Raw genomic sequence first — 26,712 nt, forward strand, 5'->3', positions numbered from 1 at the left:
TGAGCGCCCTCTCCGGACTGATCAGGACCACGGGATGAAGGCCCTCGCCCGCCTGGTCCGCGCCGAGTGGGGACCCCCGTACGTCACCGTGCGCCAGGCCCTCGCACGGCGCACCTGGCGGGCGCTGCCGATGACGCTCGCCGCCGTGTGCCTCACCTCCGTCCTGCAGTTCGTGCAGAACCAGCCGTGGGGCTTCGGGTTCGTGCAGAACATCGGGTCCGTACGGGCCGGGGAGCCGCTGTGGCTGGCCCTGCTGCGCACCCCGCTCTCCCTGTTCGTACCGGCTCTCGACCTGCCGGTGTGGGGCGCGCTGCTGCAGATGCTGTTCGTGTTCGGGACCGCCGAGATCTGCCTGGGCCGCCGGCGCACCCTCGTCATCGCCTACACCGCCACGCTGGCCGGCACCCTGTACGCGCGCCTGGGCATCGCCCTGGGCCCCCACCACCCGTTGGGGCTGCCCCCGACGGACGCGCAGGTCGTCGACACCGGGCCGTCGGCGGCGGTGATCGGGCTGGCCCTGTTCCTGTGCCGGCGGTACGGCGCGCGGGTCACGGGGGGCGTGGTGGCCGCCGCGATGGTCGTGGAGCTGGTGGTGAAGGACAACCTGGCGGGCAAGGAGCACATCGCGGCGATCGGCGCGGTGGTGTTGCTGTGCGCCCTGTCGGAGCTGCGTGAGCGGTCCCCGGGGGCGGCGTGGTTGCGTGACACCGGAGGGTGAACTGTGCCGGGGGAGCTACGCTGCCCCCGTGTCCAAGATCCCGCCGCTCGATGGTCTCCGGTTCGCCTTCGGGACCCTCACCGTCCTGCCCGTCGAAGTCAGCCGCTGGGATCGCGACGCCGCACGCGGGGGCATGGTGGCGGCGCCTCTCGCCGGGGTCGTGGTCGGGGTGGTCGCCGCGGCTGTCGGGGGGCTGTCGCTGCTGCTGGGGGCCGGAGCCCTGCTCGCCGCCGTGGCTTCCGCCGCCGTGCCCGCCGCGCTCACCCGGGGGCTGCACCTGGACGGGCTCGCCGACACCGCGGACGGGCTCGGGAGCGGCAAGCCCGCCGAGGACGCGTTGCGGATCATGAAGCAGTCCGACATCGGGCCGTTCGGTGTGATCACGCTGGTGTTCGTACTGTTCGCCCAGGTCGCGGCGCTCGCGCAGGCGTACGGTCACTCCTGGACGCGGGGCGCCCTCGCGGCGGTCGTCTCGGCGACGGCGGCCCGGCTGGCGCTCACCCTGGCCGCGCGCGAGGGCATACCGGCCGCCCGGCCCGAGGGGCTGGGGGCCGCGGTCGCGGGCGTGGTGCCGACGGGCGGTGCGCTCGCGGTGGGCGCCGCCGTCGCCGTGGCCGCGGCGGCCGGGGGCGCGCTCCTCGGCACGTACGACATGGTCCGCACGGCCCTCGCGGTCGTCGTCTCGGCCGCCGTCGCCGAACTGCTGCTGCGGCACTGCGTGCGCCGCTTCGGCGGGGTCACCGGTGACGTCTTCGGCGGGCTCGCCGAGACCGCCGCGACGACGGCACTCGTGGTGCTGTCACTGGGCTGAACAGGCGGCCCAGCCCGCGGCGGCACACGCCGGGACGGCCCGGCATCGGCGGTTCCGGAACGCCGCTGCGGCGGGGTGCCGAGCCGGGCCCACCCCTGCCGGCCGTCGACCGCGGACGCCCGGCACCGCAGAAACCGGCCACCGCGCGTAGTCTCGTGGCGGGTGTTTCCCTGCCCAGGTGAAGACCGGATGTGCACGGCAATCTAGGGTCGGTTCCCGGGCCGGTCGACCCCATCCGTTCGGCCACCTGAAACTCAATCGGAAGCGAGATTTCACCACCGTGACTGCTCTCACTCTCAGCACCGCCGCCGCGGCCGGCCTGCGCGCCGACGCGATCGTGGTCGGTGTCGCGAAGGGCGCTGAGGGCCCGGTCGTCGCACCGGGCGCCGAGGCCGTGGACCAGGCGTACGACGGCAGGCTCGCCGCCATCCTGCAGACCCTGGGCGCCTCGGGTGCCGAGGGCGAGGTGACGAAGCTGCCCGCGCCCTCCGGCTTCAAGGCTCCCGTCGTGGTGGCGGTGGGCCTCGGTGCCGAGCCGGAGAAGGACGAGGCGTTCCCCGCCGAGGCGCTGCGCCGCGCCGCCGGATCCGCCGCCCGCGCACTCGCCGGCTCCAAGAAGGCCGTCTTCGCCCTGCCGATCACGGACGCGGCGGACGCCGGCGTCATCGGCGAGGGCGCGCTGCTCGGCGCGTACTCCTTCGACACGTACAAGGAGAACGGCAGGAACGGCCGGAACGGCCGCAACGCCAAGAACAACGGCAAGGCACCCCTCGCCGAGGTCGCCCTGCTCGGCGGCAAGCCCCGCGACAAGGCGTACAAGGCGGCCGTGGAGCGCGCCGTCGCGGTCACCGAGGAGCTCAACCGCGCCCGCGACCTGATCAACACCCCGCCGAACGACCTGAACCCGGCGGCCTTCGCGGCCCTCGCCCAGACCGCGGCCAAGGAGCACGGCATCAAGGTGCAGGTGCTCGACGAGAAGGCGCTCGCCAAGGGCGGCTACGGCGGCATCCTCGGCGTCGGCGCGGGCTCCGCCTCCGCTCCGCGCCTGGTGAAGCTGTCGTACACGCACCCCCGGGCGGAGAAGCACCTCGCCTACGTCGGCAAGGGCATCACCTACGACTCGGGCGGCATCTCGCTGAAGCCGGCCGGCCACAACGAGACCATGAAGTGCGACATGTCCGGCGCGGCGGCGGTCTTCGCCGCGGTCGTGGCCGCCGCCCGCCTCGGCCTCGAGGTGAACGTCACGGGCTGGCTCGCCCTCGCCGAGAACATGCCCTCCGGCTCCGCCACCCGCCCCGGTGACGTGCTGCGCATGTACAGCGGCAAGACCGTCGAGGTGCTCAACACGGACGCGGAGGGCCGGCTGGTCCTCGCCGACGCGCTGTGGGCGGCCTCGGAGGAGAACCCGGACGCCATCGTGGACGTCGCCACCCTCACCGGCGCGATGATGCTGGCGCTGGGCAGCCGCACCTTCGGGATCATGGCGAACGACGATGCGTTCCGCACCGCGGTCCACGAGGCCGCCGAGGAGGTCGGCGAGGAGTCCTGGCCGATGCCGCTGCCCGAGCACCTGCGCAAGGGCATGGACTCCCCCACCGCCGACATCGCCAACATGGGCGAGCGGATGGGCGGCGGCCTGGTCGCCGGCCTGTTCCTGAGGGAGTTCGTCGGCGAGGGCATCACCTGGGCCCACCTCGACATCGCGGGCCCGGCGTTCAACGAGCAGGCCCCGTTCGGCTACACGCCGAAGGGCGGCACGGGCTCGGCGGTGCGCACGCTGGTCCGGCTCGCGGAGCTGGCGGCCGCCGGCGACCTGGGCTGATCGCGCCCCGTCCGGTGCGGGCGGCCCCCGGACCCGCGCGGTCCGGGGGCGTCCCGGTCGTGGCACCGGGCGTTACGCCCTCGACGAAATCCGTACGGCCCACCGACGCCGCGACCTTGAGACGTGACGGATCAGACGTCTCACACACCGGCCCGGCGTCTCGGTAGCGGCCGACAAGTGCAAAGATGGGGTCTCGGCAGGACAGGGCCCCACCGAAGGGCCGAAGCATCAAGCGGCCGGACACCAGCCGCCTGCCGGTCACCGACGACCGGCGCACGGCGCACATGCATGGAGGACGTGACGTGGCGAACGACGCCAGCACCGTTTTCGACCTAGTGATCCTCGGCGGTGGTAGCGGTGGTTACGCCGCGGCCCTGCGCGGGGCGCAGCTGGGCCTGGACGTCGCCCTGATCGAGAAGGACAAGGTCGGCGGCACCTGCCTGCACCGGGGCTGCATCCCCACCAAGGCCCTGCTGCACGCGGGCGAGATCGCCGACCAGGCCCGCGAGAGCGAGCAGTTCGGTGTCAAGACCAGCTTCGAGGGCATCGACGTACCGGCCGTCCACAAGTACAAGGACGATGTCATCTCGGGCCTGTACAAGGGTCTGCAGGGCCTGATCGCCTCCCGCAAGGTGACCTACATCGAGGGTGAGGGCTACCTGTCCTCCCCGACCTCCGTCGATGTGAACGGTCAGCGCATCCAGGGCCGCCACGTCCTGCTCGCCACCGGCTCCGTGCCGAAGTCGCTCCCGGGCCTGGAGATCGACGGCAACCGCATCATCTCCTCCGACCACGCCCTCGTCCTGGACCGCGTGCCGAAGTCCGCGATCATCCTGGGCGGCGGCGTCATCGGCGTCGAGTTCGCCTCCGCGTGGAAGTCCTTCGGTTCGGACGTCACGATCATCGAGGGCCTCAAGCACCTCGTCCCGGTCGAGGACGAGAACTCCTCCAAGCTGCTCGAGCGCGCCTTCCGCAAGCGCGGCATCAAGTTCAACCTGGGCACCTTCTTCCAGAAGGCCGAGTACACCCAGGACGGGGTCAAGGTCACCCTCGCCGACGGCAAGGAGTTCGAGGCCGAGGTCCTCCTCGTCGCCGTCGGCCGCGGCCCGGTCTCCCAGGGCCTGGGCTACGAGGAGGCCGGGGTCGCCATGGACCGCGGCTACGTCCTCGTCGACGAGTACATGCGCACCAACGTCCCGACCATCTCCGCCGTCGGTGACCTGGTCCCGACGCTCCAGCTCGCCCACGTCGGCTTCGCCGAGGGCATCCTGGTGGCGGAGCGCCTGGCCGGCCTCAAGGTCGTTCCGATCGACTACGACGGCGTGCCGCGGGTGACGTACTGCCACCCGGAGGTCGCCTCCGTCGGCATCACCGAGGCCAAGGCCAAGGAGATCTACGGCGCGGACAAGGTCGTCGCCCTGAAGTACAACCTGGCGGGCAACGGCAGGAGCAAGATCCTGAAGACCGCGGGCGAGATCAAGCTCGTCCAGGTCAAGGACGGTGCCGTCGTCGGCGTCCACATGGTGGGCGACCGCATGGGCGAGCAGGTCGGCGAGGCCCAGCTCATCTACAACTGGGAGGCGCTGCCGGCCGAGGTGGCCCAGCTCATCCACGCCCACCCGACGCAGAACGAGGCGCTCGGCGAGGCCCACCTGGCCCTGGCCGGCAAGCCGCTGCACGCACACGACTGACCCTCGGTCGACGAACGCGACGACACAGACTTCCGCTTCCCCTAGTTCTCGGCTTCGCTCGAACTGGGGGAGACCCCATCCGTTAAGGAGCAACCGAAACCATGGCGGTTTCCGTAACCCTTCCGGCGCTCGGCGAGAGCGTCACCGAGGGCACCGTCACCCGCTGGCTGAAGGCCGAGGGTGAACGCGTCGAGGCCGACGAGCCGCTGCTCGAGGTCTCGACCGACAAGGTCGACACCGAGATCCCCGCGCCGGCTTCCGGCGTGCTGTCCTCCATCAAGGTCGCCGAGGACGAGACGGTCGAGGTCGGCGCCGAGCTGGCCGTCATCGACGACGGCACGGGCGCCCCCGCGGCGGCCCCGGCCCCCGCCGCCGAGGCCGCCCCGGCCGCCGCTCCGGCCCCGACCCCGACGGCCGCTCCGGCGGCCCAGGCCCCGGCCGCCCCCTCCACCGAGCAGGCCGCCCCGGCTCCGGCCCCGACCGCCGAGGCCACCGCCGGTGCGGGCACCGCCGAGGGCACCGAGGTCGTCCTGCCCGCGCTCGGCGAGTCCGTCACCGAGGGCACCGTCACCCGCTGGCTGAAGTCGGTCGGCGACACCGTCGAGGCCGACGAGCCGCTGCTCGAGGTCTCCACGGACAAGGTCGACACCGAGATCCCGGCGCCCGCCTCCGGTGTGCTGCTGGAGATCGTCGTCGGTGAGGACGAGACCGCCGAGGTCGGCGCCAAGCTCGCCGTCATCGGTGCCCCGGGTGCCGCTCCGGCGGCCGCCCCGGCCCCGGCCGCCCCCGCTCCGGCGCCCGCCGCCGAGGCCCCGGCCGCCCCGGCCCCCGCCGCGCCTGCCGCTCCGGCTCCGGCGCCCGCGCCGGCAGCCCCCGCCGCTGCCGCCCCGGCCCAGCCCGCGGCTCCGGCTCCCGCGCCTGCCGCGCCTGCCCCGGCCCCGGCCCCGGCTGCTCCGGCTGCTCCGGCCGCCGCCCAGCCGACCGACGAGGGCGCCTACGTGACCCCGCTGGTGCGCAAGCTCGCCGCCGAGAACGGCGTCGACCTGTCCACCGTCAAGGGCACCGGCGTCGGCGGCCGCATCCGCAAGCAGGACGTCATCGCCGCCGCCGAGGCCGCGAAGGCCGCCGCTGCCGCCCCGGCCCCGGCTGCCGCCGCCGCCCCGGCCGCGAAGAAGGCGCCGGTCCTGGAGGCGTCCCCGCTGCGCGGCCAGACCGTCAAGATGCCGCGGATCCGCAAGGTCATCGGCGACAACATGGTCAAGGCCCTGCACGAGCAGGCCCAGCTCTCCTCGGTGGTCGAGGTCGACGTGACCCGCCTGATGAAGCTGCGCGCCCGCGCCAAGGACGCGTTCGCGGCCCGTGAGGGCGTGAAGCTCTCCCCGATGCCGTTCTTCGTCAAGGCCGCCGCCCAGGCGCTGAAGGCCCACCCGGTCATCAACGCCAGGATCAACGAGGCCGAGGGCACGATCACCTACTTCGACACCGAGAACATCGGTATCGCGGTGGACTCCGAGAAGGGCCTGATGACCCCGGTCATCAAGCACGCGGGCGACCTCAACATCGCCGGCATCGCGAAGGCCACGGCGGAGCTCGCGGGCAAGGTCCGGGCCAGCAAGATCACCCCGGACGAGCTGTCCGGCGCGACCTTCACCATCTCCAACACCGGTTCGCGCGGTGCCCTGTTCGACACGATCATCGTGCCGCCGGGCCAGGTCGCGATCCTCGGCATCGGCGCCACGGTCAAGCGCCCGGCCGTCATCGAGACGGAGGAGGGCACGGTCATCGGCGTCCGCGACATGACCTACCTGACGCTGTCCTACGACCACCGCCTGGTCGACGGCGCCGACGCGGCCCGTTACCTGACGGCCGTCAAGGCGATCCTGGAGGCGGGCGAGTTCGAGGTCGAGCTCGGCCTCTGACCCTCGGGGACACGGCTGTACGACGCCCCCGTCCGGAGCATTCCGGGCGGGGGCGTCGCGTTTGCCGGGTGTAAGCCTCGTCTCACCTGCGCAAAAGCGCCGGTATGCGCCCTTCCCCCGGGCGGTGGCGGCCGTATTGTCTAAACGTCAAAGCCCCCGTGGGCCGCTGGGCCCCACCTAAGGAGCCCTTCATGACCGCGCCCGTCGTCCACTCGCTGCGCGAGCAGATCCGCGAGCACATCGTGGAGGGGATCGTCAGCGGGCGCTGGAAGCCGGGCGAGCGGATCGTGGAGCGGCGGATCGCCACGGAGCTGGAGGTCAGCCAGACTCCGGTGCGCGAGGCGCTGCGGGAGCTGGAGTCGCTGCGGCTGATCGAGTCGGCGCCGAACAAGGGCGTGCGGGTGCGGAACCTGACGGCGGCCGACCTGGAGGAGAGCTATCCGGTCCGGGCCGGTCTGGAGGCGATCGCGGCGGAGCTGGCGGCGCAGCGGCTGGCGGAGGACTGCTCGGCTCTGGAGCCGCACGTGGCCGCGCTCTACGAGGCGGACCGCAGGGCGGACGGTACGGCGCAGGTGCGGCACACGGTGGCCTTCCACCGGGAACTGGTCCGCGCGGCCGGCAACTCCGTGCTGCTGCACACCTGGGAGGGCCTGGGCATCGAGGTCTTCACGGCCCTGTCGATCCGCTGGCTGGGCACGGTCCAGCAGTCGTACGCGGAGGAGCACGAGGAACTGGTGGAGGCGTTCAAGCGCCGGGACCCGAGGATCGCGGAGCTGGTGAAGGCCCACGTCCTGGGCTGCGCGCCGAGGGCCTGACCTCTCTTCCCGCCGCGGCGGAGACCGGCCCCGACGGCGCCGGCCCTGGGGTGCGGAGCCCTGGCAGCCAGCCCTGAACCAGCCCGAACACCGGAGCGATCCCCCGCTCAAACGCGCCCCGACCTGCAAAAACCCTGGGCGGAAGCGTCACCCGGTGCCACTCTCCGAGGCACCGCGTGCCGACTTTCTCGTGATCAAGAGGTTTTGGGCCTCAACCCTTTGATCGATCATCGATCAGGGAGTTACAGTCCCCGATGGACTCTCACCGGAGCCCACGCCCTGTCCTGCCAAAGACCAAGGGCAACCCCAACCCTTACCGATGAGGGAACCCCCTTCGACTGAGGAAGGCGGCGACATGACCGACCCCCACGCCATCCAGCCGAGCGAGCTCGACCAGCTCCCGGACCGCGACCCGGAGGAGACCGCCGAATGGCAGGCCTCCCTGGACGCCGTCGCCAAGGCGGCCGGGCCGCACCGTGCCGCGTACCTGATGCGCCGCACACTGGAGCGTGCCGAGGGCACCGGCATCGCGCTGCCGAAGCTCCTCGAGACCGACTACGTCAACTCCATCCCCACCGCCGCCGAGCCCACCGTGCCCGGTGACGAGGAGATGGAGGCCCGGATCACCGCCTGGAACCGCTGGAACGCGGCCGCCATGGTGACCCGCGGCAGCAAACACGGCGTGGGCGGCCACATCGCCACCTTCGCCTCCGCCGCCTGGCTCTACGAGACCGGCTTCAACCACTTCTTCAAGGGCAAGGAGGGCGACGGCTCGGGCGACCAGCTCTACATCCAGGGCCACGCCTCCCCCGGCATCTACGCCCGCGCCTTCCTCGACGGCCGCCTGACCGAGCAGCACCTGGACAACTTCCGCCAGGAGGCCGGCGGCAACGGTCTGCCGTCCTACCCGCACCCGCGCCGCCTGCCCTGGCTGTGGGAGTTCCCGACGGTCTCCATGGGCCTCGGCCCGCTCTCCGCGATCTACCAGGCGCGCTTCAACCGCTACCTCACCAGCCGCGGCATCAAGGACGTCTCCTCCTCGCACGTGTGGGCGTTCCTCGGCGACGGCGAGATGGACGAGCCGGAGTCGACGGCGGCCCTCGCGCTCGCCGCCCGTGAGGAGCTGGACAACCTCACCTTCGTCATCAACTGCAACCTGCAGCGCCTCGACGGCCCGGTCCGCGCCAACTTCAAGATCGTGCAGGAGCTGGAGGCCCAGTTCCGCGGCGCCGGCTGGAACGTCGTCAAGACGCTGTGGGGCACCGCCTGGGACGAGCTGTTCGCCCTCGACACCACGGGCGCGCTGGTCCGCCGTCTGCGCGAGGTGCCGGACGCCCAGGTCCAGACGTACCAGACCCGCGACGCCGCCTACATCCGCGAGGACTTCTTCGGCAAGGACCCGGCGCTCGCCGAGATGGCGAAGCTGCTGAGCGACGACAAGATCATCGAGTGCTTCCACTTCTCCCGCGGCGGCCACGAGGCCCGCAAGGTCTACGCCGCGTACAAGGCGGCCCTGGAGCACAAGGGCGCGCCGACGGTGATCCTGGCCCAGACCGTCAAGGGCCACACCCTCGGTGAGGGCTTCGCGTCGAAGAACGCCAACCACCAGATGAAGAAGCTGACGGTGGACGAGTTCAAGGCGATGCGCGACCGCCTCGGCCTGCCGATCAAGGACAGCGACTTCGTCGACGGCGTGGTGCCCTACGGCCACCCGGGCGCCGACTCCCCCGAGGTCCGCTACCTCCAGGAGCGCCGCGCGGCCCTCGGCGGCCCGGCCCCGGCCCGCCGCGTCCACCCCGTCGCCCCGCTGCCGGCCCCGGCCGAGAAGGCGTTCGCCGCCTTCGACAAGGGCTCCGGCTCGCAGAACGTGGCGACCACCATGGCGTTCGTCCGCCTGGTCAAGGACCTGGTCCGCGACAAGGAGACGGGTAAGCGCTGGGTCCCGATCGTTCCCGACGAGGCGCGCACCTTCGGCATGGAGTCGCTGTTCCCGTCGCTCGGCATCTACTCGCCCAAGGGCCAGACGTACGAGCCGGTCGACCGCGACCAGCTCATGTACTACAAGGAGGCCAAGAACGGCCAGATCCTCAACGAGGGGATCACCGAGGCCGGTTCGATGGCCGACTTCATCGCCGCCTCCACGTCGTACGCGACGCACGGCGAGGCGATGATCCCGTTCTACATTTTCTACTCGATGTTCGGCTGGCAGCGCACCGCCGACCAGATGTGGCAGCTCGGCGACCAGCTCGGCCGCGGCTTCCTCGTCGGCGCGACGGCCGGCCGTACGACGCTGACCGGTGAGGGCCTGCAGCACGCGGACGGCCACTCCCCCGTCATCGCCGCGACCAACCCGGCGGCGCTGACGTACGACCCGGCGTTCGCGTACGAGATCGCGGTCATCGTCAAGGACGGTCTGCGCCGCATGTACGGCGAGGCGGCCCCGGGTGAGGACCAGAACGTCTTCTACTACCTGACCGTCTACAACGAGCCGCTGCCGCAGCCCGCGAAGCCGGCCGCCCCCGGCATCGACGAGGGCATCGTCAAGGGCCTGTACCGCTTCAACACGGCGGAGTCGGCGGGTCTCGCCCCGGCCGCCAACGCCCCGCGCATCCAGCTCCTCGGCTCCGGCACGGCGATCCACTGGGCGCTGAAGGCGCAGAAGCTGCTCGCCGAGGAGTGGGGCGTCGCGGCGGACGTGTGGTCGGCGACCTCGTGGACCGAGCTGCGGCGGGACGCCATGGAGGCCGACGCGGCGCTGCTGCGCGGCGAGGAGCGGGTGCCGTACGTGCGCCGGGCGCTCCAGGGCGCCGAGGGCCCGGTGCTGGCCGTCTCCGACTACATGCGCCAGGTCCCGGACCAGATCGCGCAGTGGGTCGAGCAGGACTACTCCTCGCTGGGCGCCGACGGCTTCGGCCTCTCCGACACCCGTGAGGCGGCCCGCCGCCACTTCGGCGTCGACGCCGAGTCGATCGTGGTCGCGGCCCTGGCCCAGCTCGCCAGGCGCGGCGAGGTCAAGGCGACGGCCGTGAAGGAGGCCCGGGAGAAGTACGGCCTGTAAGGCCTGCGGGCAGCACGGACGGTGAAGGGGTACGGCGGCCGCCGTACCCCTTCACCGTCCGTGGTCCCGGGCATGATGAACCCATGCGTGCCGCCCGTCTGATCAAAATGGTGCTGCTGCTCCAGGCCCGGCCCTCCATGACCGCCGCCGAGCTGGCGAAGGAGCTGGAGGTGTCCGAGCGGACCGTCACCCGGGACGCCCAGGCTCTGTCGGAGGCGGGGATCCCGGTGTACGCGGACCGGGGGCGGGCCGGGGGCTACCGGCTGGTCGGCGGGTACCGCACCCGGCTGACCGGTCTCGCCCGCAGCGAGGCCGAGGCGCTGTTCCTCAGCGGCGTGCCCGGCGCGCTGCGCGAGATGGGGCTTCAGGACGCGGCCTCGGCGGCCCGTCTGAAGGTGTCCGCGGCCCTCCTCCCCTCCCTGCGCGACGCCCCGCGCACGGCGGCGCAACGGTTCCATCTGGACGCGCCCGACTGGTTCAAGGAACCCGAGACGCCCGCCCTGCTCCCGGTGGTCGCGGACGCCGTGTGGGACGACCGGCCGGTCACCGCGCGCTACCGGCGCGGCGAGGAGGAGGTGGAGCGCGAACTGGAGCCCCACGGACTCGTGCTCAAGGCGGGCGTCTGGTACCTGTGCGCGCGGGTCCGCGAGCCGCGGGGACGCGCCGCACGGGACGCGGGGCAGGGCTCCTTCCGGGTGTACCGCATCGACCGTTTCACGGCCGTGGACGTGCGTGCGGAACGCTTCGCCCGGGACGAGGAGTTCGACCTCCCGGCCTTCTGGGCGGAGCGCGCCGAGCAGTTCGCGCGGTCCATCCTGCGGGCCGAGGTCGTGGTACGGCTCTCCGAGGAGGGCGTACGAGGACTGCCGTACGCCGTCGGCCACACCTCGGCTCGGGAGGCCCTGCGGGACGCGGGTCCCCCGGACGAGCGCGGCCGGGTGACGGCGACCCTGCCCGTGGAATCCGAGGAGGTCGCGCACGCGCAGCTCAGGACGCTCGGCCCGGAGGTCGAGGTGCTGTCCCCCGAGCGGCTGCGCGCCCGTTGCGCAAGCGACGCGCGGCGGCTCGCGGATCTCTACGCCTCCTGACGCCCCGGCGTACTCCGTACTCCGCGTGCGCCCCTCCCGCCGAAGGCCGATGCTGGTCCCGTGATGGACGAGACGCAGTTCTGGGAGCTGGTGGACGCGAGCCGCGAGGCCGCCGAGGGCGACCCCGAGGAACAGGCCGACGTGCTCGTCGAGCGGCTGGCGCACCTGGACCCGGAGTCGGTCCTGGACTTCGCCCGGCACTTCGAGTCCCGGTTCAACCGCTCCTACCGCTGGGACCTGTGGGGTGCCGCCTGGGTGCTGCTCGACGGGGCCAGCGACGACGCGTTCGACTCCTTCCGGTGCTGGCTGATCGGCCAGGGCCGGCATGTCTTCGAGGGCGCTCTGCACGACCCCGACTCGCTCGCCGACCTGCTGGAGGACTTCGACGAGGAGGTCGACGGCGACGGCGAGGAACTCGGCTACGCGGCGGACGAGGCGTACGAGCAGCTCACCGGCGTCGAAACGCCCGACCTGGGCATCCCGCCCGTGCCGACGGAGCCGGAGGGGACGGCGTTCGATCTGGAGAACGAATCTGTGCTGGCCGAGCGCTATCCGCGGCTCTGGGACCGTTTCCGGGACTGAGCGTTCAGGCCGCGCGCCGACGCGTGGGGTCGGCGGGCAGGTAGGCCCCTGCCCCGTCGGCGGCCGGGAGGTGGGGGTGCGGCGGCCGGCCGGGCTTCGCCGCGTGGTGCAGCGGCGCCTTGTTTGCCTGGTCGAGGGCGGACGCCGTGGCCGCGGCCGGGCCGAGGACGACCGCCGCGACCGCGCAGAGCACCGTCCAGGGGTTGCGTGCGGCCCCCGCCCAGGTGCTCGTCCTCTTCGTCTCCGTACGACTGCTGGTCATGGTCTCCGTACGGCTGCTGGTCATGATCCCCACCTCCGGTCGGCTGTTGCCGCGACCGTAGGCCGCGGGGATTTCAGGGCCCTGCGGAGGATCTGTGGCGTTCCTGTGGACCGCGTCCGCGGGCGCGCCGGAACAGCGGGTGCGACCGGACGTCACTTCCTGCCCTGCAGGTGGGCCGCCTTCTCCCTGATGGAGGGGAGCAGGGCGGTGAGGGCCGCGCCGGGGCAGTTGGTCATGTAGCCGTCGTTGTGGCCGGCGAGGGCGGGCAGCAGGGCGGTGCTGCCCTCCTGGTACCGGCTCTGGCCGTTGCTGGAGACCAGCTTGACCTTGCTGCGCGGGTCGATGTCCGCGATGCCCAGCTTCCATGCGGCCAGGGCGGCGATCGCGTCGGCCATCGCCCGGGGCACGGGCACGCCCTGCGAGAAGGTGCCGATGGCGGCGATGCCCGAGGTGCGGTGGTTGAAGCCCTGGGTGTGGGCGCCGGTGACGGGCCGTTCGACGCCGCCCGTGCGGCCCTCGTAGATCGTGCCGCAGCGGTCGACGAGGAAGTTGTAGCCGATGTCGTCCCAGCGGCGGTAGCCGATCTGGCCCGCGTACAGCGCCCGGATGATGCGGGGTGTGTCGGCGCAGTCGTACTGGTTGGGCGAGGCGGTGTGGTGCACGAAGACGGCGACGACCTTGTCGTCGTAGCGCGGTGACGGCCGGCTCCCGGCGCCCTCCTCCTTGCCCGCCCAGACGGATCTCGGCAGGATGCGCGGCCTGGGCGCGGTGTGCAGGACGGCGGAGCGGGCTCCGACCGGCCGCGGGGGCCGGACCGCGACCGGGGATTCCGCGCCGAGGGTGCCCACCACCAGCGCGGCACCGGCGGCGAGTCCCGGCAGACAACCGACCAGCAGCAGCACGACGTCCGGTATCCGCATCGGACGCAGCGATCGGAGCGGGCGTCTCTTTCTGCCTCTTCGTGCTCTTGGGAGGACACGCATGGACCCACTGTCCATCCCTTCCGACGCGCCCGCGATGTGTGGTGTGCCACCCGGTGGAACCATCGTCCCGGTCCAGGACGTTTCCACCAGTGCGCGCCGCGCGGATCGCCCGGGCAACCGCACGCCGACCGGGGTGCGGAGGCTGTTCCCCGGGTGGTGCGGTGCAGGTCGGCGCGTGCGTGGCCGGTTTCCGGGTGCCACGCGCGCGGGGCTGATCACTGGGACCCCGCCGCGCGTACTAGGGGGTCCAAGAGAAAGGCGGCTTCGTGGACCTGCTCGACATCCTTCTGACGCTGGTCGTCCTGGCCTACGCGGCGTCCGGCTACCGGCGCGGACTGGTGGCCGGCTGCGTCTCGCTGGCCGGTTTCGTCGGCGGTGCCGTCGTCGGCGTGTGGATCCTGCCCTGGGTGATGCACCTGGTGACGCGGGGGACGACCGCGGCGACGGTGACGGCGGTGTTCACGGTGCTGGTGCCGGCGGCGATCGGCCACGAGCTGGCGGGCCGGCTCGCGCTGAAGCTGCGGCGCGAGCTGGACCACGGGCCGCTCAGGGTGGCCGACGGCATCGGCGGGGCGGCGGCGAACTCGCTGGCGGTGCTGATCGTGGCGTGGGTGGCCGCGAGTGTCCTCGGCGCCTCCTCCTCACCGGTGGTCACCGAGGCGATCCGGGACTCACGGCTGCTGGGCGCCGTGCAGAGCGCGATGCCGGACACCACTCCCACCTGGTTCTCGCGTGCCACCTCGGCGCTCACCCAGGCGGGCTTCCCGCAGGTCTTCAACCCCTTCGAGAACGAGCCGACGGCGACGGTGGCCAAGCCCTCCGGGGACAACGTCACGCCGAGCGCGACCAACGCCGCCAAGCTCAGCACGGTCAAGATCGAGGGCGCCTCGGGCGTCCAGGGCCGCGAGGGCAGCGGGTTCGTGTATGCCGCACGGCATGTGATGACCAACGCGCACGTGGTGGCCGGCATCGACCACCCGACGGTGCGCGTGGGCGGCGTCGGCCCGGCGTACGCGGCGCGGGTGGTGCTCTTCGATCCGGACCGGGACGTGGCCGTGCTCTACGTGCCGGACCTGCACGCGCCCGTGCTGCGCTTCGACGACGGCGCCAAGCGCGGCGACGCGGCCGTGGTCGCGGGCTATCCGCAGGACGGCGACCTGACGCTGCGGGCCGCCACGGTCGCGAACAAGATCCAGGCCACGGGCCAGAACATCTACAACTCGGACACCGTCACCCGGGAGATCTACTCCATCCGCTCCACCGTCCTGCCCGGCAACTCCGGCGGCCCGCTGCTCACCACCGACGGCGAGGTGTACGGCGTGGTGTTCGCCCGGTCCACCTCCGACCAGGAGACGGGGTACGTGCTGACGGCGGACGAGGTGGCGGGCGACGCGCAGCGGGCGGCGAACGCCACGGCGCCCGTCGACACGGGCGACCTCGTCACGTCCTGACCCGGTGGCGCCTCACAGGGGGCGGCCCATGAACACGTCGTCGACGTACTGGCCCTCGATGAGGAACTCCTCGGGCAGGACGCCCTCCACCACGAAGCCCTCGGACTCGTAGAGCTTGCGGGCGGGGGTGTTGTGGCCGAGGACGCGCAGGCTGATGCGGCGGGCGCCGCGGCGGCGGGCCTCGTCCTGGGCCGCCCGCAGCAACGCCCGGCCGACGCCGGCCCCGCGCGCCTCCTCGGCGACGGCCAGGCCCTGGATCTGCCGGACGTGCGAGTTGCACGCGAGCGAGGTCGGGAAGCCGAGCCGGATGTAGCCGACGAGGGTGCCGTCGAGTTCCGCCACGAGGTGGTCCTGCGGCCCGTAACGCTCGTTGTAGAAGGGGCGGTACGGCGGCTGGGGGCGGGGCTGGACGGCGTGCAGCGGGGACCAGGTCTCCCGGTCGAGCCGGCCGAGCGCCTCCTCGTCGTCGAGCGTGGCGAGACGTATGTACGGAGCGGGCATGAGGGTCACTGTACGGCGGGGTACGCATGTCCTGACCGGGGTTTTAGGCGGCGCGGGACAGGATGGGTTTTATGGAACTTTCAAGGATCGCCGTTGCCGGAGCCTCCGGTCTCATCGGCAGTGCCCTGGTCCGGTCGCTGGTCGCGGACGGGCACGAGGTGGTGCGCCTGGTGCGCCGCGCGGCCCGCGGCGAGGACGAGGTCTGCTGGGACCCCGAGGGCCGGTACGTCGACACGGCGGCGCTGGCCGGGTGCGACGCGGTGGTCAACCTCGCGGGGGCCGGGGTCGGCGACCACCGCTGGACGGACGCGTACAAGAAGACGCTGCGGGACAGCAGGGTGCTGGGTACGGCGGCGCTCGCGGAGGCCGTCGCCGCGCTGCCCGATCCGCCGCGTGTCCTCGTCAACGGCAGCGCGATCGGCTACTACGGCGAGACCGGGGACCGGGTGGTCGACGAGGAGGCGCCGCCCGGGGACGGCTTCCTGTCCCGGATGTGCGTGGAATGGGAGGAGGCGACGGCTCCCGCGCGGGAGGCGGGTGTGCGGACGGTGTTCCTGCGCACGGGGCTGGTGGTGGCGCGTGGAGGGGGCGCCTGGGGGCGGCTGTTCCCGCTCTTCCAGGCGGGGCTCGGCGGGCGGATGGGGGACGGACGCCAGTACTGGTCGTACATCTCGCTGTACGACGAGGTGGCGGCGATCCGTCACCTCCTCGGCGCGGAGGGACTGTCCGGGCCGTTCAACCTGACGGCTCCCGAGCCGCTGACGAACGGTGAGATCACGGCGGCCATGGGGCGGGTGCTGCACCGGCCGACCCTCTTCTCCGTGCCGGCGCCCGCACTGCGGCTCGCTCTCGGCGAGATGGCCGGGGACGTGCTCGGCAGCGCGCGGGTGGTGCCCAGGCGGCTGCTGGAGTCGGGGTTCTCCTTCACGTTTCCCGGGATCGAGGACGCGCTGCGGGAGGCGCTCCGACGGTGACCGGACGGCACCACCGCAGCACGGAACCTTTCGCGTTCGACCGCATGCGACCGCTGTGCGACCGTGCTCTGTCGATGCGCGACTTCACTTGACCGTGCGCGGCCCTACCCTCGAGCAGAACTCGGGTATTCCTGAAGCCGGTCGCGGGCATGACGTCTTCGCCGACCGCGCAACCTCGAGGAGGGGCACGTGTTGAAGCCCGTGCGTCAGGCGGACGTCGTCATCGTGGGGGCCGGGGTGGCCGGCCTCGCTGCGGCCCACCGACTGACCAGTGCAGGAGTGAGTACCACCGTTGTGGAGGCCGCCCATTGTGTGGGCGGCCGGATGGCGACCGAGAAGGTCGACGGCTTCCGGCTCGACCGCGTCGGACAGCTCCTGTCCACGTCGTATCCCGAACTGCGCCTGACCCCGGGGCTCGACGCGCTCGTCCTGCGCCCCTTCGCGCCGGGTGTCCTGGTGCACAGCGGGGGGCGCCACCGGCGTGCGGGCGCTCTCCCGGCGGCAGGGGGCGCACGGGGCGCGCTCAACGCTGTACGCGCGCTGGCCAGTGCGCCCCGCCCGGGGAACGGGACGGCCGGAGCGCGGGCCGTCCGGCCGAGGGCGGCGGGATCCCCCGCCCCGCTCGGTGGCGCAGTGGACCAGGCCCGGCTCAACGCGGTGCTGGCCCGGATGGCCGCCACTCCCCTGGAACGGCTGCTGGCCCGCCCCGATCTGCCCGCCGGGCGCGCGCTCGCCGCCCGTGGGATGCCGGCCCGTACGGTCGAGGGCTTCCTGCGTCCGCTGCTCGCCGCGCTGTTGTGCGACCCGGAGCTGAGCATGTCGAGCCGCGCCGCCGACCTCGCGCTGCGCGCCTTCGCGAGCGGCCGGCTGTGCGTGCCGGAGGGCGGCGCCGAGGTGCTGCCCGAACTGCTGGCGCGGGCACTGCCGCCGGGCACCGTGCACACGGGCGTGCGCGCGACCTCCGTCTCGACGACCTCGGTCACCACCGCCGAGCACGGCGAGGTCCGCTGCCGGGCCGTGCTGCTGGCGACCGACGCGCATGCCGCCGCTGAGCTGCTGCCGGGGCTGCGGGTGCCCGACTTCCACCCCGTCACGGTCGTCCACCACACCATGGACGAGCCGCCGCCGACCGGTGCGTCACTGCTGCTCGACGCGGACCGCGACGGCCCGGTGGCGCACACGGCGGTGGTCAGCCTGGTGGACCCGTCCCGGGCGCCCGCGGGCCGGGCCCTGGTCTCCTCCACCGTCCTCGGCGCGCCGCCGGAGGACGTCGACGGCGCCGTGCGGGCCCATCTGGCCCGTCTGTACGGCATCTCGACCACGCGCTGGGAGACGCTCGCCGTGCACCACACCGCGCGGGCCGTCCCGGTGATGCGGCCCCCGCACGACGTGCGCCGGCCGGTGCGGCTGCTGGCCGGGCTGTACGTGTGCGGCGACCACCGGGACACGGGCACGGTGCAGGGCGCACTGCACTCGGGCCACCGGGCCGCCTGCGCGGTCCTGGCGGACCTGGGCACGGGCCCGACCGAGCTGGCGGACCCCCTGCCGACGGCGGCCTGAGCGGCCGCCGGGGTCAGTGCAGGGCGGCCACCTTGTCGCGGTAGCCGCGTGCGGGTGCGGCGTCCTTGTACGGCTCCAGGCGGCGCTCGAAGTCCCGTACGTACTCCGTCGCCCGCACCGACCGCATCTCCGCGGCCTGCCCCGCGGCCTCGGCCGCGAGCTGGCACGCCTGGTCCAGCTCGCCGAGGCCGAGCCGCGCCGTGGCGAGCACCACCCGGCAGAACAGCCGGCTGCGGGCGTAGCCGGGCGCGCGGAGCTGGAGCGAGCGCTCGGCGTGCTGGACGGCGGCCCGGTACTGCTGCAGGTCCCGGTGGCAGTGCCCGAACTCGTCGGCGAGCTGCGCCTCGTCGAAGAACCGGGCCCAGTGCGGGGCCTCGTCGCCGGGCCGGGCCGACTCCAGCGCGCGCTCGGCCCGTACGAGGGAGGACGTGCAGGCGCGCACCTCGCCGAGTACGCCGTGCCCGCGCGCCTCCACGGCGTGCAGCATCGCCTGCACGACGGGCGGTGCGGACGTGCCGACGCCCTGCTGGGCCACGCGCGCGAGCTGCACCGCCTCGCGGCCGTGGCCGAGGTAGACGGCCTGGCGGCTCATCGTGACCAGCACGTACGCCCCGTACATCCGGTCTCCGGCGGCCTGGGCGAGCCGGAGCGCCTGCACGAAGTAGCGCTGGGCGAGGCCGTGCGCGCCGATGTCGTACGAGGTCCAGCCGGCGAGCCGGGTGAGATCGGCGGCCGCCGCGAACAGGCGGCGGCCCGTCTGCTCGCCGTAGGTGCCGCGGAGCATCGGCTCGGCCTCGTGCTCCAGGTAGCGCACGAGGGCCTGGCGGGCGTGGCCGCCGCCGTAGGCGTGGTCGAGGGCGCGGAACAGCTCGCCGACCGAGCGCAGGGCGGCGATGTCCCCGCCGGTGACCTTCTGGCCGGGCCCGCGCTCGGACTGGCCGCGCTGCCGGGGCACGACGGGGCGGCCCTGGGCGGGCACACGGGGGGCGGCCTCTCCGCGCGCCACCTTGTCGTCGGGGCGTCCGATCAGCCAGTCCCGGCTGGGGACGACGAGCCCGGCCGGGGTGAACGCGATCTTCCGGAGCTCGGCGTGGCTGCCGGAGTCCTTGCGCCACAGGCCGCTGACGATGTCGACGGCCTCCTCCGGCGTGGCGGCGAACTCCAGGCCCGCGTAGACCGGGGCGCAGGCGTCCAGTCCGAGGTCCTGCGCGGTGAGCCGGCGCCCCAGCCGCCGGGTGAACACCTCGGCGATCAGCGCCGGGGTGGTGCCGCGCGGCTGCTGCCCGCGCAGCCAGCGGGTCACGGATGTCTTGTCGTATCTCAGATCGAGCCCGTGTTCGAGGCCGAGCTGGTCGACGCGACGGGCGAGACCTGCGTTGGAGAACCCGGCTTCTGCGATGAGCGCGGCGAGCTGTCGGTTGGGGGTGCGCTGCGCGGGTCGTTCCGTCATCTGCGGTGCGGTCTCCTGCCTTTCGGGCCACCGCGGCAGCCTCGCGGAGGGGCAGGTGCCTCCCCCGGTCGCCGCTGTGCCCGTATCGCCTGTGAACAGCCCTTATGGCCTGGTGGACGGCGTGAATGTAGCGGAGAGTGAGCAGACGATCGCACTCTTCCGCGTCTATTCATCCGATCGTGTGAGGATTGGCCGGTCGGCTGACGTCGACCGGGCGGCGCGTTCCGTCCGGGCCGGTCGTACAGTGGCGTGGGCGCGTTTCGCGCCTTACGAAGCTTCTAGGGAGGCGCTTGCCGTGAGTGAGTTGCGGTTCGTCCGTATGGGGTTCGGGACCGAGGCCGTCGACTACCAGGAGGCGTGGGACGAACAGCGCCGGGTGCACGCCGCCCGCTTCGCGGACGAGATCCCGGACACGTGCCTGCTCCTGGAGCACCCTCCGGTCTACACGGCGGGCCGGCGCACGGCGCCCGAGGAGCGGCCCCTGGACGGCACGCCGGTCATCGACGTGGACCGCGGCGGCAAGATCACCTGGCACGGCCCCGGTCAGCTCGTGGGCTACCCCATCCAGAAGCTCCCGCGCCCGGTGGACGTGGTGGCGCACGTACGGCGCCTGGAGGAGGCCCTGATCCGCACGTGTGCGGAGTTCGGCCTGGAGACGACGCGGGTGGAGGGCCGCAGCGGGGTCTGGGTCCTCGGGGACCCGGTCGACCAGCGCCCGTCCCTGGGGGGACTCTCCCTGGACTTCGACCCTCGCCTGCACGACGACGAGTTCGACCCGCGGCTGAACGGGCCGGAGTACGCGCCGTCCAACGCGGGGCAGCGGCGGGAGGACCGCAAGATCGCGGCGATCGGCATCCGCGTCGCCAAGGGCGTCACGATGCACGGCTTCGCACTGAACGTGAACCCGGACAACGCGTGGTTCGACAAGATCATCCCGTGTGGGATCCGGGACGCCGGGGTCACGTCCCTGGCGAACGAGCTGGGCCGGGACGTGACGATCGAGGAGGTGCTGCCGGTGGTGGAGCGGCACCTTCGGGACGTGCTGGAGAACGCGGAGCTGAAGCCGCGGGAGGTCGAGCGGGCCTCCGCGTGAGGGGACGCCGGGGGCGGGCCGACACCCCGTGCACCCGGCAGGGGAATGCACCCCAGGGCCCCCGGGTTGGTCTCGACACGGGGGCCGACAACCACGGGCGTACCCTGGTGTACGCCGAAGAATCGAAGCTACAGGGAGCCGACGTGTCCGCAGTCGCACCCGACGGACGCAAGATGCTGCGCCTGGAGGTCCGCAACAGCCAGACCCCCATCGAGCGCAAGCCCGAGTGGATCAAGACCCGGGCGAAAATGGGTCCCGAGTACACGAAGATGCAGAACCTCGTGAAGAGCGAGGGCCTGCACACGGTCTGCCAGGAAGCCGGCTGCCCGAACATCTACGAGTGCTGGGAGGACCGCGAGGCCACCTTCCTCATCGGCGGCGACCAGTGCACCCGCCGCTGCGACTTCTGCCAGATCGACACCGGCAAGCCCGAGGCACTCGACCGCGACGAACCCCGCCGTGTCGGCGAGTCCGTGGTCACCATGGACCTGAACTACGCCACCATCACCGGCGTCGCCCGCGACGACCTGGAGGACGGCGGCGCCTGGCTGTACGCCGAGACCGTGCGGCAGATCCACCGGCAGACGGCACAGCGCGAGGGCGGACGGACCAAGGTCGAGCTCCTCGCCCCCGACTTCAACGCGGTTCCCGAGCAGCTCGCGGAGGTCTTCTCCGCCCGCCCCGAGGTCTTCGCCCACAACATCGAGACCGTCCCGCGGATCTTCAAGCGCATCCGCCCCGGCTTCCGCTACGAGCGCTCGCTGAAGGTGATCACTGCGGCCCGTGACCACGGCCTGGTGACGAAGTCGAACCTGATCCTCGGCATGGGCGAGACCCGCGAGGAGGTCAGCGAGGCACTGCGCCACCTGCACGACGCCGGCTGCGAACTGGTCACCATCACCCAGTACCTGCGCCCGAGCGTCCGCCACCACCCGGTGGAGCGCTGGGTGAAGCCGCACGAGTTCGTGGAGCTGAAGGAAGAGGCCGAGCAGATCGGCTTCTCCGGCGTCATGTCCGGCCCTCTCGTCCGCTCCTCGTACCGCGCCGGGCGGCTGTACCAGATGGCCGTGGAGAAGCGCGGCACGTACGTCGCCGCGCAGGCCGTCTGACCCGGCCGCCACCCCGGTTCTGGCACTCCGTGCCACTTCCCGCGTGTGAATCCGCACACAAGCGGCTACCGCCGGGTAGTGGCCGATTGACGCGGTCCCGACCGTCCCCGCAGTTGGCGGGCACCGGCGGGGCCGCGTCCGTCTTTTCCCGCAGCGCAGCAAGGTTTCATTGGCGTTTGACCGGTCGGTCACGTCCTGGTAACACCGAACAGTGAGCCTGACTGCACGCCCAGTAGTGTCCAGGCCACGAGCCGCCGACCCAGGGGAGACCTCCACCATGCAGGCCGCACCCGTCCGTGCCAACGCGATCCCGTCATTCACCGATGCACTGCGTGCCATCGAGTCACTGCTCATGAGCGGCGGTCAGCGGACCGCCCGCCGCAACGCCTGGACCTCCGTCCTGGAGGACCGCCGCCGCGCGAAGGACCGGTTCGAGGCCGAGCGCGTCCTCGAGGCCGCCGCCTCCCGCTCGTAGCAGCCGCCCGGTCCCGCGGTCCCGTCCCAAGAGGGCGTCCGACCGCCCTCCGGGCAACCCCGCGCGACTTCCCCGCGCACCGGAGCGTCCCCACCGCTCCACCCCCACCGCTCCACCACCGGCACTGCCGTCGTAGCCGCTTCCCGGGCCACGTAGACTTCGTGGCATGGCGAGGAAGGAACCTGCAGCGGACGCTGCGAACGCGGGGCGACTGAAGCAGATCGCCCTGACCTACAAGATGACCAGCAAGGCCGACCCCAAGATCGGTCTTGTACTCGCGGCAGTCGGAATCATCACCTTCGGTGTCTTCCTCGCGATCGGCTTCTTGATCGGTCACCCCATCTATCTCGGCATTCTCGGCCTCCTGCTCGCCCTGCTCGCGACGGCGATCGTCTTCGGGCGCCGGGCCGAGCGCGCCGCCTTCGGCCAGATGGAGGGCCAGCCGGGCGCCGCCGCGGCGGTCCTCGACAACATCGGCCGCGGCTGGACCACCACACCGGCGGTCGCGATGAACCGCAGCCAGGACGTGGTGCACCGCGCGGTCGGCAAGGCCGGCATCGTCCTGGTCGCCGAGGGCAACCCGAACCGCGTCAAGAGCCTGCTCGCCGCCGAGAAGAAGAAGATGGCGCGCATCGTCGCGGACGTGCCGGTGCACGACCTGGTCGTGGGCACCGGCGAGGGCCAGGTCGAGCTGAAGAAGCTGCGCACGACGATGCTGAAGTTCCCGCGCGTGCTCACCGGCCCCCAGGTGACCGCCACGAACGACCGGCTGCGGGCCCTCGGTGATCTGATGAGCAACATGCCGCTGCCCAAGGGGCCGCTCCCCAAGGGGATGCGGATGCCGCGAGGTGGCCCGAAGGGTCGATGACCAAGCCGGAACGCCGATGGGCCGTCCTGAGACATCGCTCTCAGGACGGCCCATCGGCGTTCCGGGCTCTCTGATCCGGACCGCTCGGAGCCCTAGCATCCGCACCACCCGGACCGTTCGGAGCCCTCGCATCCGCACCACCCGGACCGTTCGGAGCCCTCGCATCCGCACCACCCGGACCACTCGAACCCCTCGGATCCAGACCCCGGACCGTTGCGAGGCCTCAGATCCGGACCTCGACCGTCCCCGCCATCCGGTCGTGCAGTCCCCTGCCGTCCCGGTCCCAGATCAGCGGCGGAATGGCCAGGCACAGCAGGATCGTGCGGAGCACCGCGCGCAGGGGCGAGACCCGGCCCGTGCCCAGGGCCACCACCCGCAGGCCGAAGAGGCGCTTGCCGGGGGTGAAGCCGATCGTGCCGACCGTCAGGACGCCGAGCACGAAGAAGACGAGCAGCGCCCAGTTGCCGGTCGCCGGGGCGTAGCCGTGGGTGATCAAACCGTATGCGATCAAGACACACAGGCCCCAGTCGACGGCGAGGGCGCCGAGGCGCCGGCCCGGGCGGGCGATCGAGCCCGGCCCCTGCTCGGGCAGACCGAGCTGCTCCCCGCGGTATCCGAAGTCCGCGCCGGCTTCTTCCATGGCCGCGCGGGGACCGGAGAGCCACGATCCGATTGCTTGCCTGTTGTCCACCCGTCCACGGTATCGCTCCCGATTCGGCCGGCCGGGAGCCGGGGTCACGGAGGCGCGAGCCGGTTAACCTGGCGGAAACAAATGGGTCACGCCTGAGAAACCGCCCGTCCCTATGGTCGGCTGCAGCGTGTGCCACCGCACTGGCCGCACGAACGAACAACCCCCCCGGCACGGACGGTCGGGACTAGGAGGAGCTGGATGTTCCAGAACGCCGACGAGGCCAAGAAGTTCATCGCGGACGAGGACGTCAAGTTCATCGACGTCCGCTTCTGCGACCTGCCGGGCGTGATGCAGCACTTCACGGTGCCGGTTGAGGCGTTCGACCCGGACGACGAGCTCGCCTTCGACGGATCCTCGATCCGTGGCTTCCAGGCCATTCACGAGTCCGACATGGCACTGCGCGCCGACCTGTCGACCGCACGCGTCGACCCGTTCCGCCGGGACAAGACGCTCAACATCAACTTCTTCATCCACGACCCGATCACGGGCGAGCAGTACTCCCGTGACCCGCGGAACGTGGCGAAGAAGGCCGAGGCCTACCTCGCCTCCACCGGGATCGCCGACACGGCGTACTTCGGTCCCGAGGCCGAGTTCTACGTCTTCGACAGCGTCCGCTTCGCCACCAGCGCGAACGAGTCGTTCTACCACATCGACTCCGAGGCCGGTGCCTGGAACACCGGTGCGCTGGAGGACAACCGCGGTTACAAGGTCCGCTACAAGGGCGGCTACTTCCCGGTCCCGCCGGTCGACCACTTCGCCGACCTGCGCGCCGAGATCAGCCTGGAGCTGGAGAAGGCCGGTCTGAAGGTCGAGCGCCAGCACCACGAGGTGGGCACCGCCGGCCAGGCCGAGATCAACTACAAGTTCAACACGCTGCTCGCCGCCGCGGACGACCTGCAGCTCTTCAAGTACATCGTGAAGAACGTCGCCTGGCGCAACGGCAAGACGGCGACCTTCATGCCGAAGCCGATCTTCGGTGACAACGGCTCCGGCATGCACGTGCACCAGTCCCTGTGGAGCAACGGCGACCCGCTGTTCTACGACGAGGCCGGTTACGCGGGCCTGTCGGACACCGCCCGCTACTACATCGGCGGCATCCTCAAGCACGCCCCGTCGCTGCTGGCCTTCACCAACCCGACGGTGAACTCGTACCACCGTCTGGTGCCGGGCTTCGAGGCCCCGGTGAACCTGGTGTACTCGCAGCGCAACCGTTCCGCCGCGATGCGTATCCCGATCACCGGTTCGAACCCGAAGGCCAAGCGCGTGGAGTTCCGCGCCCCGGACTCCTCCGGCAACCCGTACCTGGCCTTCTCGGCGCTGCTGCTGGCCGGTCTGGACGGCATCAAGAACAAGATCGAGCCGGTCGAGCCGATCGACAAGGACCTGTACGAGCTGGCTCCCGAGGAGCACGCGAACGTCCCGCAGGTCCCGACCTCGCTCTCGGCCGTCCTGGACTCGCTCGAGGCCGACCACGAGTTCCTCCTCCAGGGCGACGTCTTCACGTCGGACCTGATCGAGACGTGGATCGACTTCAAGCGGACCAACGAGATCGCCCCGCTCCAGCTCCGTCCGCACCCGCACGAGTTCGAGCTGTACTTCGACGTGTGAGCCGGCCGCTGCCGCAGCACTGACACGCAGAACACGGAGCCCCGTCACCGCCCCCGGGCGGCGACGGGGCTCCGTCGTCGCCGCACTCGCCGCTCCGCCGTTCCGCCGTTCCGCCGTTACCCCAAGGATCCGCCAGGGCCCTCCACAGCGACTCTTTGCCTGCCATGGAGCCGTTCGGAACCGGTTCATGGGTGGCGTTGGGCGCACAATGGGGGTGGGACGAGTGCCTTACTGCTGGGTACTGCGGGGTGATGCAGGATGCGGAGCCGGTTCCAGAGTGATCGGCGGCTGACCGTCCGGATGACGGTCACGCTGTTTCTGCTCGGATTGCTGTACGTGGCGTTCGTCGCCGCGTTGATCGCGTTGCTGAAGTCCTGGGTGCTGGTCGTCGTGATCGCGGCGGTGGCGCTGGGGGCGCAGTACTGGTTCTCGGACCGGATCGCGCTGTACGCCATGCACGGGCGGATCGTGGAGCGGGAGGAGTATCCACAGCTCCACGGTGTGGTGGACCGGCTGTGCGCCGTGGCCGACATGCCGAAGCCGCTGGTCGCCGTCTCCGAGCTGGACATGCCGAACGCCTTCGCGACCGGACGGAACCCCGACCACGCCGTGCTGTGCGTGACGACCGGACTGCTCAGGCGGTTGGAGCCCGAGGAGCTGGAGGGTGTGCTCGCGCACGAGCTGTCGCACGTGGCGCACAAGGACGTCGCCGTGATCACCGTGGCGTCGTTCCTCGGGGTGATCGCCGGGCTGGTGGTGCGGTTCGCCTTCTACTCGGAGCTGTTCGGCGGGCGGGGCCGCAAGGACCAGAACACCGTGGTCGTCCTCGGCGCCGTCATGGGGATCTCGGCGCTCGTCTACGCGATCAGCTTCCTGCTGATCCGGGCCCTGTCCCGGTACCGGGAGCTGGCCGCGGACCGCGCCGCCGCGCACCTGACCGGGCGGCCCTCGGCGCTGGCGTCCGCGCTGACCAAGGTCACCGGGGACATCGCCCGTATCCCGACGAGGGATCTGCGGACCGCGCAGGCGTTCAACGCCTTCTACTTCACCCCGGCCTTCGGTGCCGAGCCGGGCATCTCCCGTCTGTTCTCCACGCACCCCACGCTGGAGCAGCGGCTCGAGCAGCTCGCCCGTATCTCCGCGGAACTGGGCGAGGCAGCGGCGCCCGGAAAGGCGGGCTGAG

The 26,712-nt window shown here is 72.1% G+C and carries 23 protein-coding genes; 18 read left to right on the top strand and 5 right to left on the bottom strand.

The window, feature by feature from the left end:
* Positions 1-34 precede the first annotated feature (34 nt).
* The 9 genes from ACZ4SW_RS07085 (at position 35) to ACZ4SW_RS07125 (ending at position 12,504) form a co-directional block, all read left to right on the top strand.
* Complete coding sequence (locus ACZ4SW_RS07085) at positions 35-718, top strand: hypothetical protein (protein ID WP_468238964.1); 684 nt, start codon at positions 35-37, stop codon at positions 716-718.
* A gap of 28 nt (positions 719-746) precedes the next feature.
* Positions 747-1,529, top strand: a complete 783-nt coding sequence (locus ACZ4SW_RS07090; protein ID WP_468238966.1) for an adenosylcobinamide-GDP ribazoletransferase — start codon at positions 747-749, stop codon at positions 1,527-1,529.
* 280 nt (positions 1,530-1,809) lie between these two features.
* On the top strand, positions 1,810-3,351 hold the full coding sequence (locus ACZ4SW_RS07095; protein ID WP_468238969.1) for a leucyl aminopeptidase: 1,542 nt from the start codon (positions 1,810-1,812) through the stop codon (positions 3,349-3,351).
* 302 nt (positions 3,352-3,653) lie between these two features.
* A complete protein-coding gene (lpdA, locus tag ACZ4SW_RS07100) occupies positions 3,654-5,042 on the top strand; it encodes a dihydrolipoyl dehydrogenase (RefSeq protein ID WP_468238971.1) in 1,389 nt (462 codons plus the stop codon).
* 101 nt (positions 5,043-5,143) lie between these two features.
* Positions 5,144-6,961: a 2-oxoglutarate dehydrogenase, E2 component, dihydrolipoamide succinyltransferase gene (gene sucB / locus ACZ4SW_RS07105; RefSeq protein ID WP_468238973.1), complete on the top strand. Its 1,818-nt coding sequence runs from the start codon at positions 5,144-5,146 to the stop codon at positions 6,959-6,961.
* A gap of 191 nt (positions 6,962-7,152) precedes the next feature.
* The gene (locus ACZ4SW_RS07110; protein WP_468238976.1) at positions 7,153-7,776 is read left to right on the top strand and encodes a GntR family transcriptional regulator; all 624 of its coding nucleotides are present in this window, start codon (positions 7,153-7,155) and stop codon (positions 7,774-7,776) included.
* 355 nt (positions 7,777-8,131) lie between these two features.
* Positions 8,132-10,834, top strand: a complete 2,703-nt coding sequence (aceE, locus tag ACZ4SW_RS07115; protein ID WP_468238978.1) for a pyruvate dehydrogenase (acetyl-transferring), homodimeric type — start codon at positions 8,132-8,134, stop codon at positions 10,832-10,834.
* 83 nt (positions 10,835-10,917) lie between these two features.
* The gene (locus ACZ4SW_RS07120; RefSeq protein WP_468238980.1) at positions 10,918-11,922 is read left to right on the top strand and encodes a helix-turn-helix transcriptional regulator; all 1,005 of its coding nucleotides are present in this window, start codon (positions 10,918-10,920) and stop codon (positions 11,920-11,922) included.
* Positions 11,923-11,985: 63 nt separating this feature from the next.
* On the top strand, positions 11,986-12,504 hold the full coding sequence (locus tag ACZ4SW_RS07125; protein WP_468239427.1) for a DUF4240 domain-containing protein: 519 nt from the start codon (positions 11,986-11,988) through the stop codon (positions 12,502-12,504).
* Between the two features lie 4 nt (positions 12,505-12,508).
* Here ACZ4SW_RS07125 and ACZ4SW_RS07130 read toward each other — a convergent pair whose 3' ends face one another.
* On the bottom strand, positions 12,509-12,766 hold the full coding sequence (locus tag ACZ4SW_RS07130) for a hypothetical protein (protein ID WP_468239429.1): 258 nt from the start codon (positions 12,764-12,766) through the stop codon (positions 12,509-12,511).
* A gap of 152 nt (positions 12,767-12,918) precedes the next feature.
* Positions 12,919-13,686, bottom strand: a complete 768-nt coding sequence (locus ACZ4SW_RS07135) for a peptidoglycan recognition protein family protein (RefSeq protein WP_468238983.1) — start codon at positions 13,684-13,686, stop codon at positions 12,919-12,921.
* Between the two features lie 329 nt (positions 13,687-14,015).
* On the opposite strand from ACZ4SW_RS07135, the gene ACZ4SW_RS07140 reads away from it, so the two are divergent.
* Complete coding sequence (locus tag ACZ4SW_RS07140; RefSeq protein ID WP_468238985.1) at positions 14,016-15,200, top strand: MarP family serine protease; 1,185 nt, start codon at positions 14,016-14,018, stop codon at positions 15,198-15,200.
* A 12-nt stretch (positions 15,201-15,212) separates the two neighbouring features.
* Here the strand turns inward: ACZ4SW_RS07140 and ACZ4SW_RS07145 are convergent, their stop codons facing one another.
* On the bottom strand, positions 15,213-15,701 hold the full coding sequence (locus ACZ4SW_RS07145; RefSeq protein ID WP_468238987.1) for a GNAT family N-acetyltransferase: 489 nt from the start codon (positions 15,699-15,701) through the stop codon (positions 15,213-15,215).
* Positions 15,702-15,772: 71 nt separating this feature from the next.
* Between ACZ4SW_RS07145 and ACZ4SW_RS07150 the strand changes: the two genes are divergently transcribed.
* Together ACZ4SW_RS07150 and ACZ4SW_RS07155 are read left to right on the top strand one after the other, a co-directional pair.
* Positions 15,773-16,675: a TIGR01777 family oxidoreductase gene (locus ACZ4SW_RS07150; protein ID WP_468238990.1), complete on the top strand. Its 903-nt coding sequence runs from the start codon at positions 15,773-15,775 to the stop codon at positions 16,673-16,675.
* A gap of 189 nt (positions 16,676-16,864) precedes the next feature.
* Complete coding sequence (locus ACZ4SW_RS07155) at positions 16,865-18,235, top strand: NAD(P)/FAD-dependent oxidoreductase (protein WP_468238992.1); 1,371 nt, start codon at positions 16,865-16,867, stop codon at positions 18,233-18,235.
* A gap of 13 nt (positions 18,236-18,248) precedes the next feature.
* On the opposite strand, the gene ACZ4SW_RS07160 is transcribed toward ACZ4SW_RS07155, so the two are convergent.
* Positions 18,249-19,685, bottom strand: coding sequence for a regulator (locus tag ACZ4SW_RS07160; RefSeq protein ID WP_468238994.1), 1,437 nt, complete (start codon positions 19,683-19,685; stop codon positions 18,249-18,251).
* Between the two features lie 295 nt (positions 19,686-19,980).
* On the opposite strand from ACZ4SW_RS07160, the gene lipB reads away from it, so the two are divergent.
* The 4 genes from lipB to ACZ4SW_RS07180 all read left to right on the top strand — a co-directional run bounded on the left by lipB (position 19,981) and on the right by ACZ4SW_RS07180 (position 23,230).
* On the top strand, positions 19,981-20,778 hold the full coding sequence (lipB, locus tag ACZ4SW_RS07165; protein WP_468238997.1) for a lipoyl(octanoyl) transferase LipB: 798 nt from the start codon (positions 19,981-19,983) through the stop codon (positions 20,776-20,778).
* A gap of 143 nt (positions 20,779-20,921) precedes the next feature.
* Positions 20,922-21,887, top strand: coding sequence for a lipoyl synthase (lipA, locus tag ACZ4SW_RS07170; protein WP_468239000.1), 966 nt, complete (start codon positions 20,922-20,924; stop codon positions 21,885-21,887).
* Positions 21,888-22,164: 277 nt separating this feature from the next.
* Positions 22,165-22,362 (top strand): SCO2195 family GlnR-regulated protein, encoded by a 198-nt coding sequence (locus tag ACZ4SW_RS07175; protein WP_468239002.1) that lies wholly within the window; start codon positions 22,165-22,167, stop codon positions 22,360-22,362.
* A gap of 166 nt (positions 22,363-22,528) precedes the next feature.
* Positions 22,529-23,230 (top strand): DUF4191 domain-containing protein, encoded by a 702-nt coding sequence (locus ACZ4SW_RS07180; RefSeq protein ID WP_468239004.1) that lies wholly within the window; start codon positions 22,529-22,531, stop codon positions 23,228-23,230.
* A 223-nt stretch (positions 23,231-23,453) separates the two neighbouring features.
* Here the strand turns inward: ACZ4SW_RS07180 and ACZ4SW_RS07185 are convergent, their stop codons facing one another.
* On the bottom strand, positions 23,454-23,921 hold the full coding sequence (locus tag ACZ4SW_RS07185; protein WP_468239007.1) for an RDD family protein: 468 nt from the start codon (positions 23,919-23,921) through the stop codon (positions 23,454-23,456).
* Between the two features lie 198 nt (positions 23,922-24,119).
* Between ACZ4SW_RS07185 and glnA the strand changes: the two genes are divergently transcribed.
* Both glnA and htpX read left to right on the top strand, forming a co-directional pair.
* A complete protein-coding gene (gene glnA, locus ACZ4SW_RS07190) occupies positions 24,120-25,529 on the top strand; it encodes a type I glutamate--ammonia ligase (RefSeq protein ID WP_468239009.1) in 1,410 nt (469 codons plus the stop codon).
* A 258-nt stretch (positions 25,530-25,787) separates the two neighbouring features.
* Positions 25,788-26,711, top strand: coding sequence for a zinc metalloprotease HtpX (htpX, locus tag ACZ4SW_RS07195; protein ID WP_468239011.1), 924 nt, complete (start codon positions 25,788-25,790; stop codon positions 26,709-26,711).
* Position 26,712: the final 1 nt, after the last annotated feature.

The organism is Streptomyces sp. NPDC028331 (assembly GCF_055565775.1).

Bases quoted from the DNA above. Each gene is read 5' to 3' on its own strand.
- ACZ4SW_RS07085 (WP_468238964.1), top strand. From the start codon at position 35: ATGAAGGCCCTCGCCCGCCTGGTCCGCGCCGAGTGGGGACCCCCGTAC.
- sucB (WP_468238973.1), top strand. From the start codon at position 5,144: ATGGCGGTTTCCGTAACCCTTCCGGCGCTCGGCGAGAGCGTCACCGAG.
- ACZ4SW_RS07110 (WP_468238976.1), top strand. From the start codon at position 7,153: ATGACCGCGCCCGTCGTCCACTCGCTGCGCGAGCAGATCCGCGAGCAC.
- aceE (WP_468238978.1), top strand. From the start codon at position 8,132: ATGACCGACCCCCACGCCATCCAGCCGAGCGAGCTCGACCAGCTCCCG.
- ACZ4SW_RS07120 (WP_468238980.1), top strand. From the start codon at position 10,918: ATGCGTGCCGCCCGTCTGATCAAAATGGTGCTGCTGCTCCAGGCCCGG.
- ACZ4SW_RS07125 (WP_468239427.1), top strand. From the start codon at position 11,986: ATGGACGAGACGCAGTTCTGGGAGCTGGTGGACGCGAGCCGCGAGGCC.
- ACZ4SW_RS07130 (WP_468239429.1), bottom strand. From the start codon at position 12,766: ATGACCAGCAGTCGTACGGAGACGAAGAGGACGAGCACCTGGGCGGGG.
- ACZ4SW_RS07135 (WP_468238983.1), bottom strand. From the start codon at position 13,686: ATGCGGATACCGGACGTCGTGCTGCTGCTGGTCGGTTGTCTGCCGGGA.
- ACZ4SW_RS07145 (WP_468238987.1), bottom strand. From the start codon at position 15,701: ATGCCCGCTCCGTACATACGTCTCGCCACGCTCGACGACGAGGAGGCG.
- ACZ4SW_RS07150 (WP_468238990.1), top strand. From the start codon at position 15,773: ATGGAACTTTCAAGGATCGCCGTTGCCGGAGCCTCCGGTCTCATCGGC.
- ACZ4SW_RS07160 (WP_468238994.1), bottom strand. From the start codon at position 19,685: ATGACGGAACGACCCGCGCAGCGCACCCCCAACCGACAGCTCGCCGCG.
- ACZ4SW_RS07175 (WP_468239002.1), top strand. From the start codon at position 22,165: ATGCAGGCCGCACCCGTCCGTGCCAACGCGATCCCGTCATTCACCGAT.
- ACZ4SW_RS07180 (WP_468239004.1), top strand. From the start codon at position 22,529: ATGGCGAGGAAGGAACCTGCAGCGGACGCTGCGAACGCGGGGCGACTG.
- glnA (WP_468239009.1), top strand. From the start codon at position 24,120: ATGTTCCAGAACGCCGACGAGGCCAAGAAGTTCATCGCGGACGAGGAC.
- htpX (WP_468239011.1), top strand. From the start codon at position 25,788: ATGCGGAGCCGGTTCCAGAGTGATCGGCGGCTGACCGTCCGGATGACG.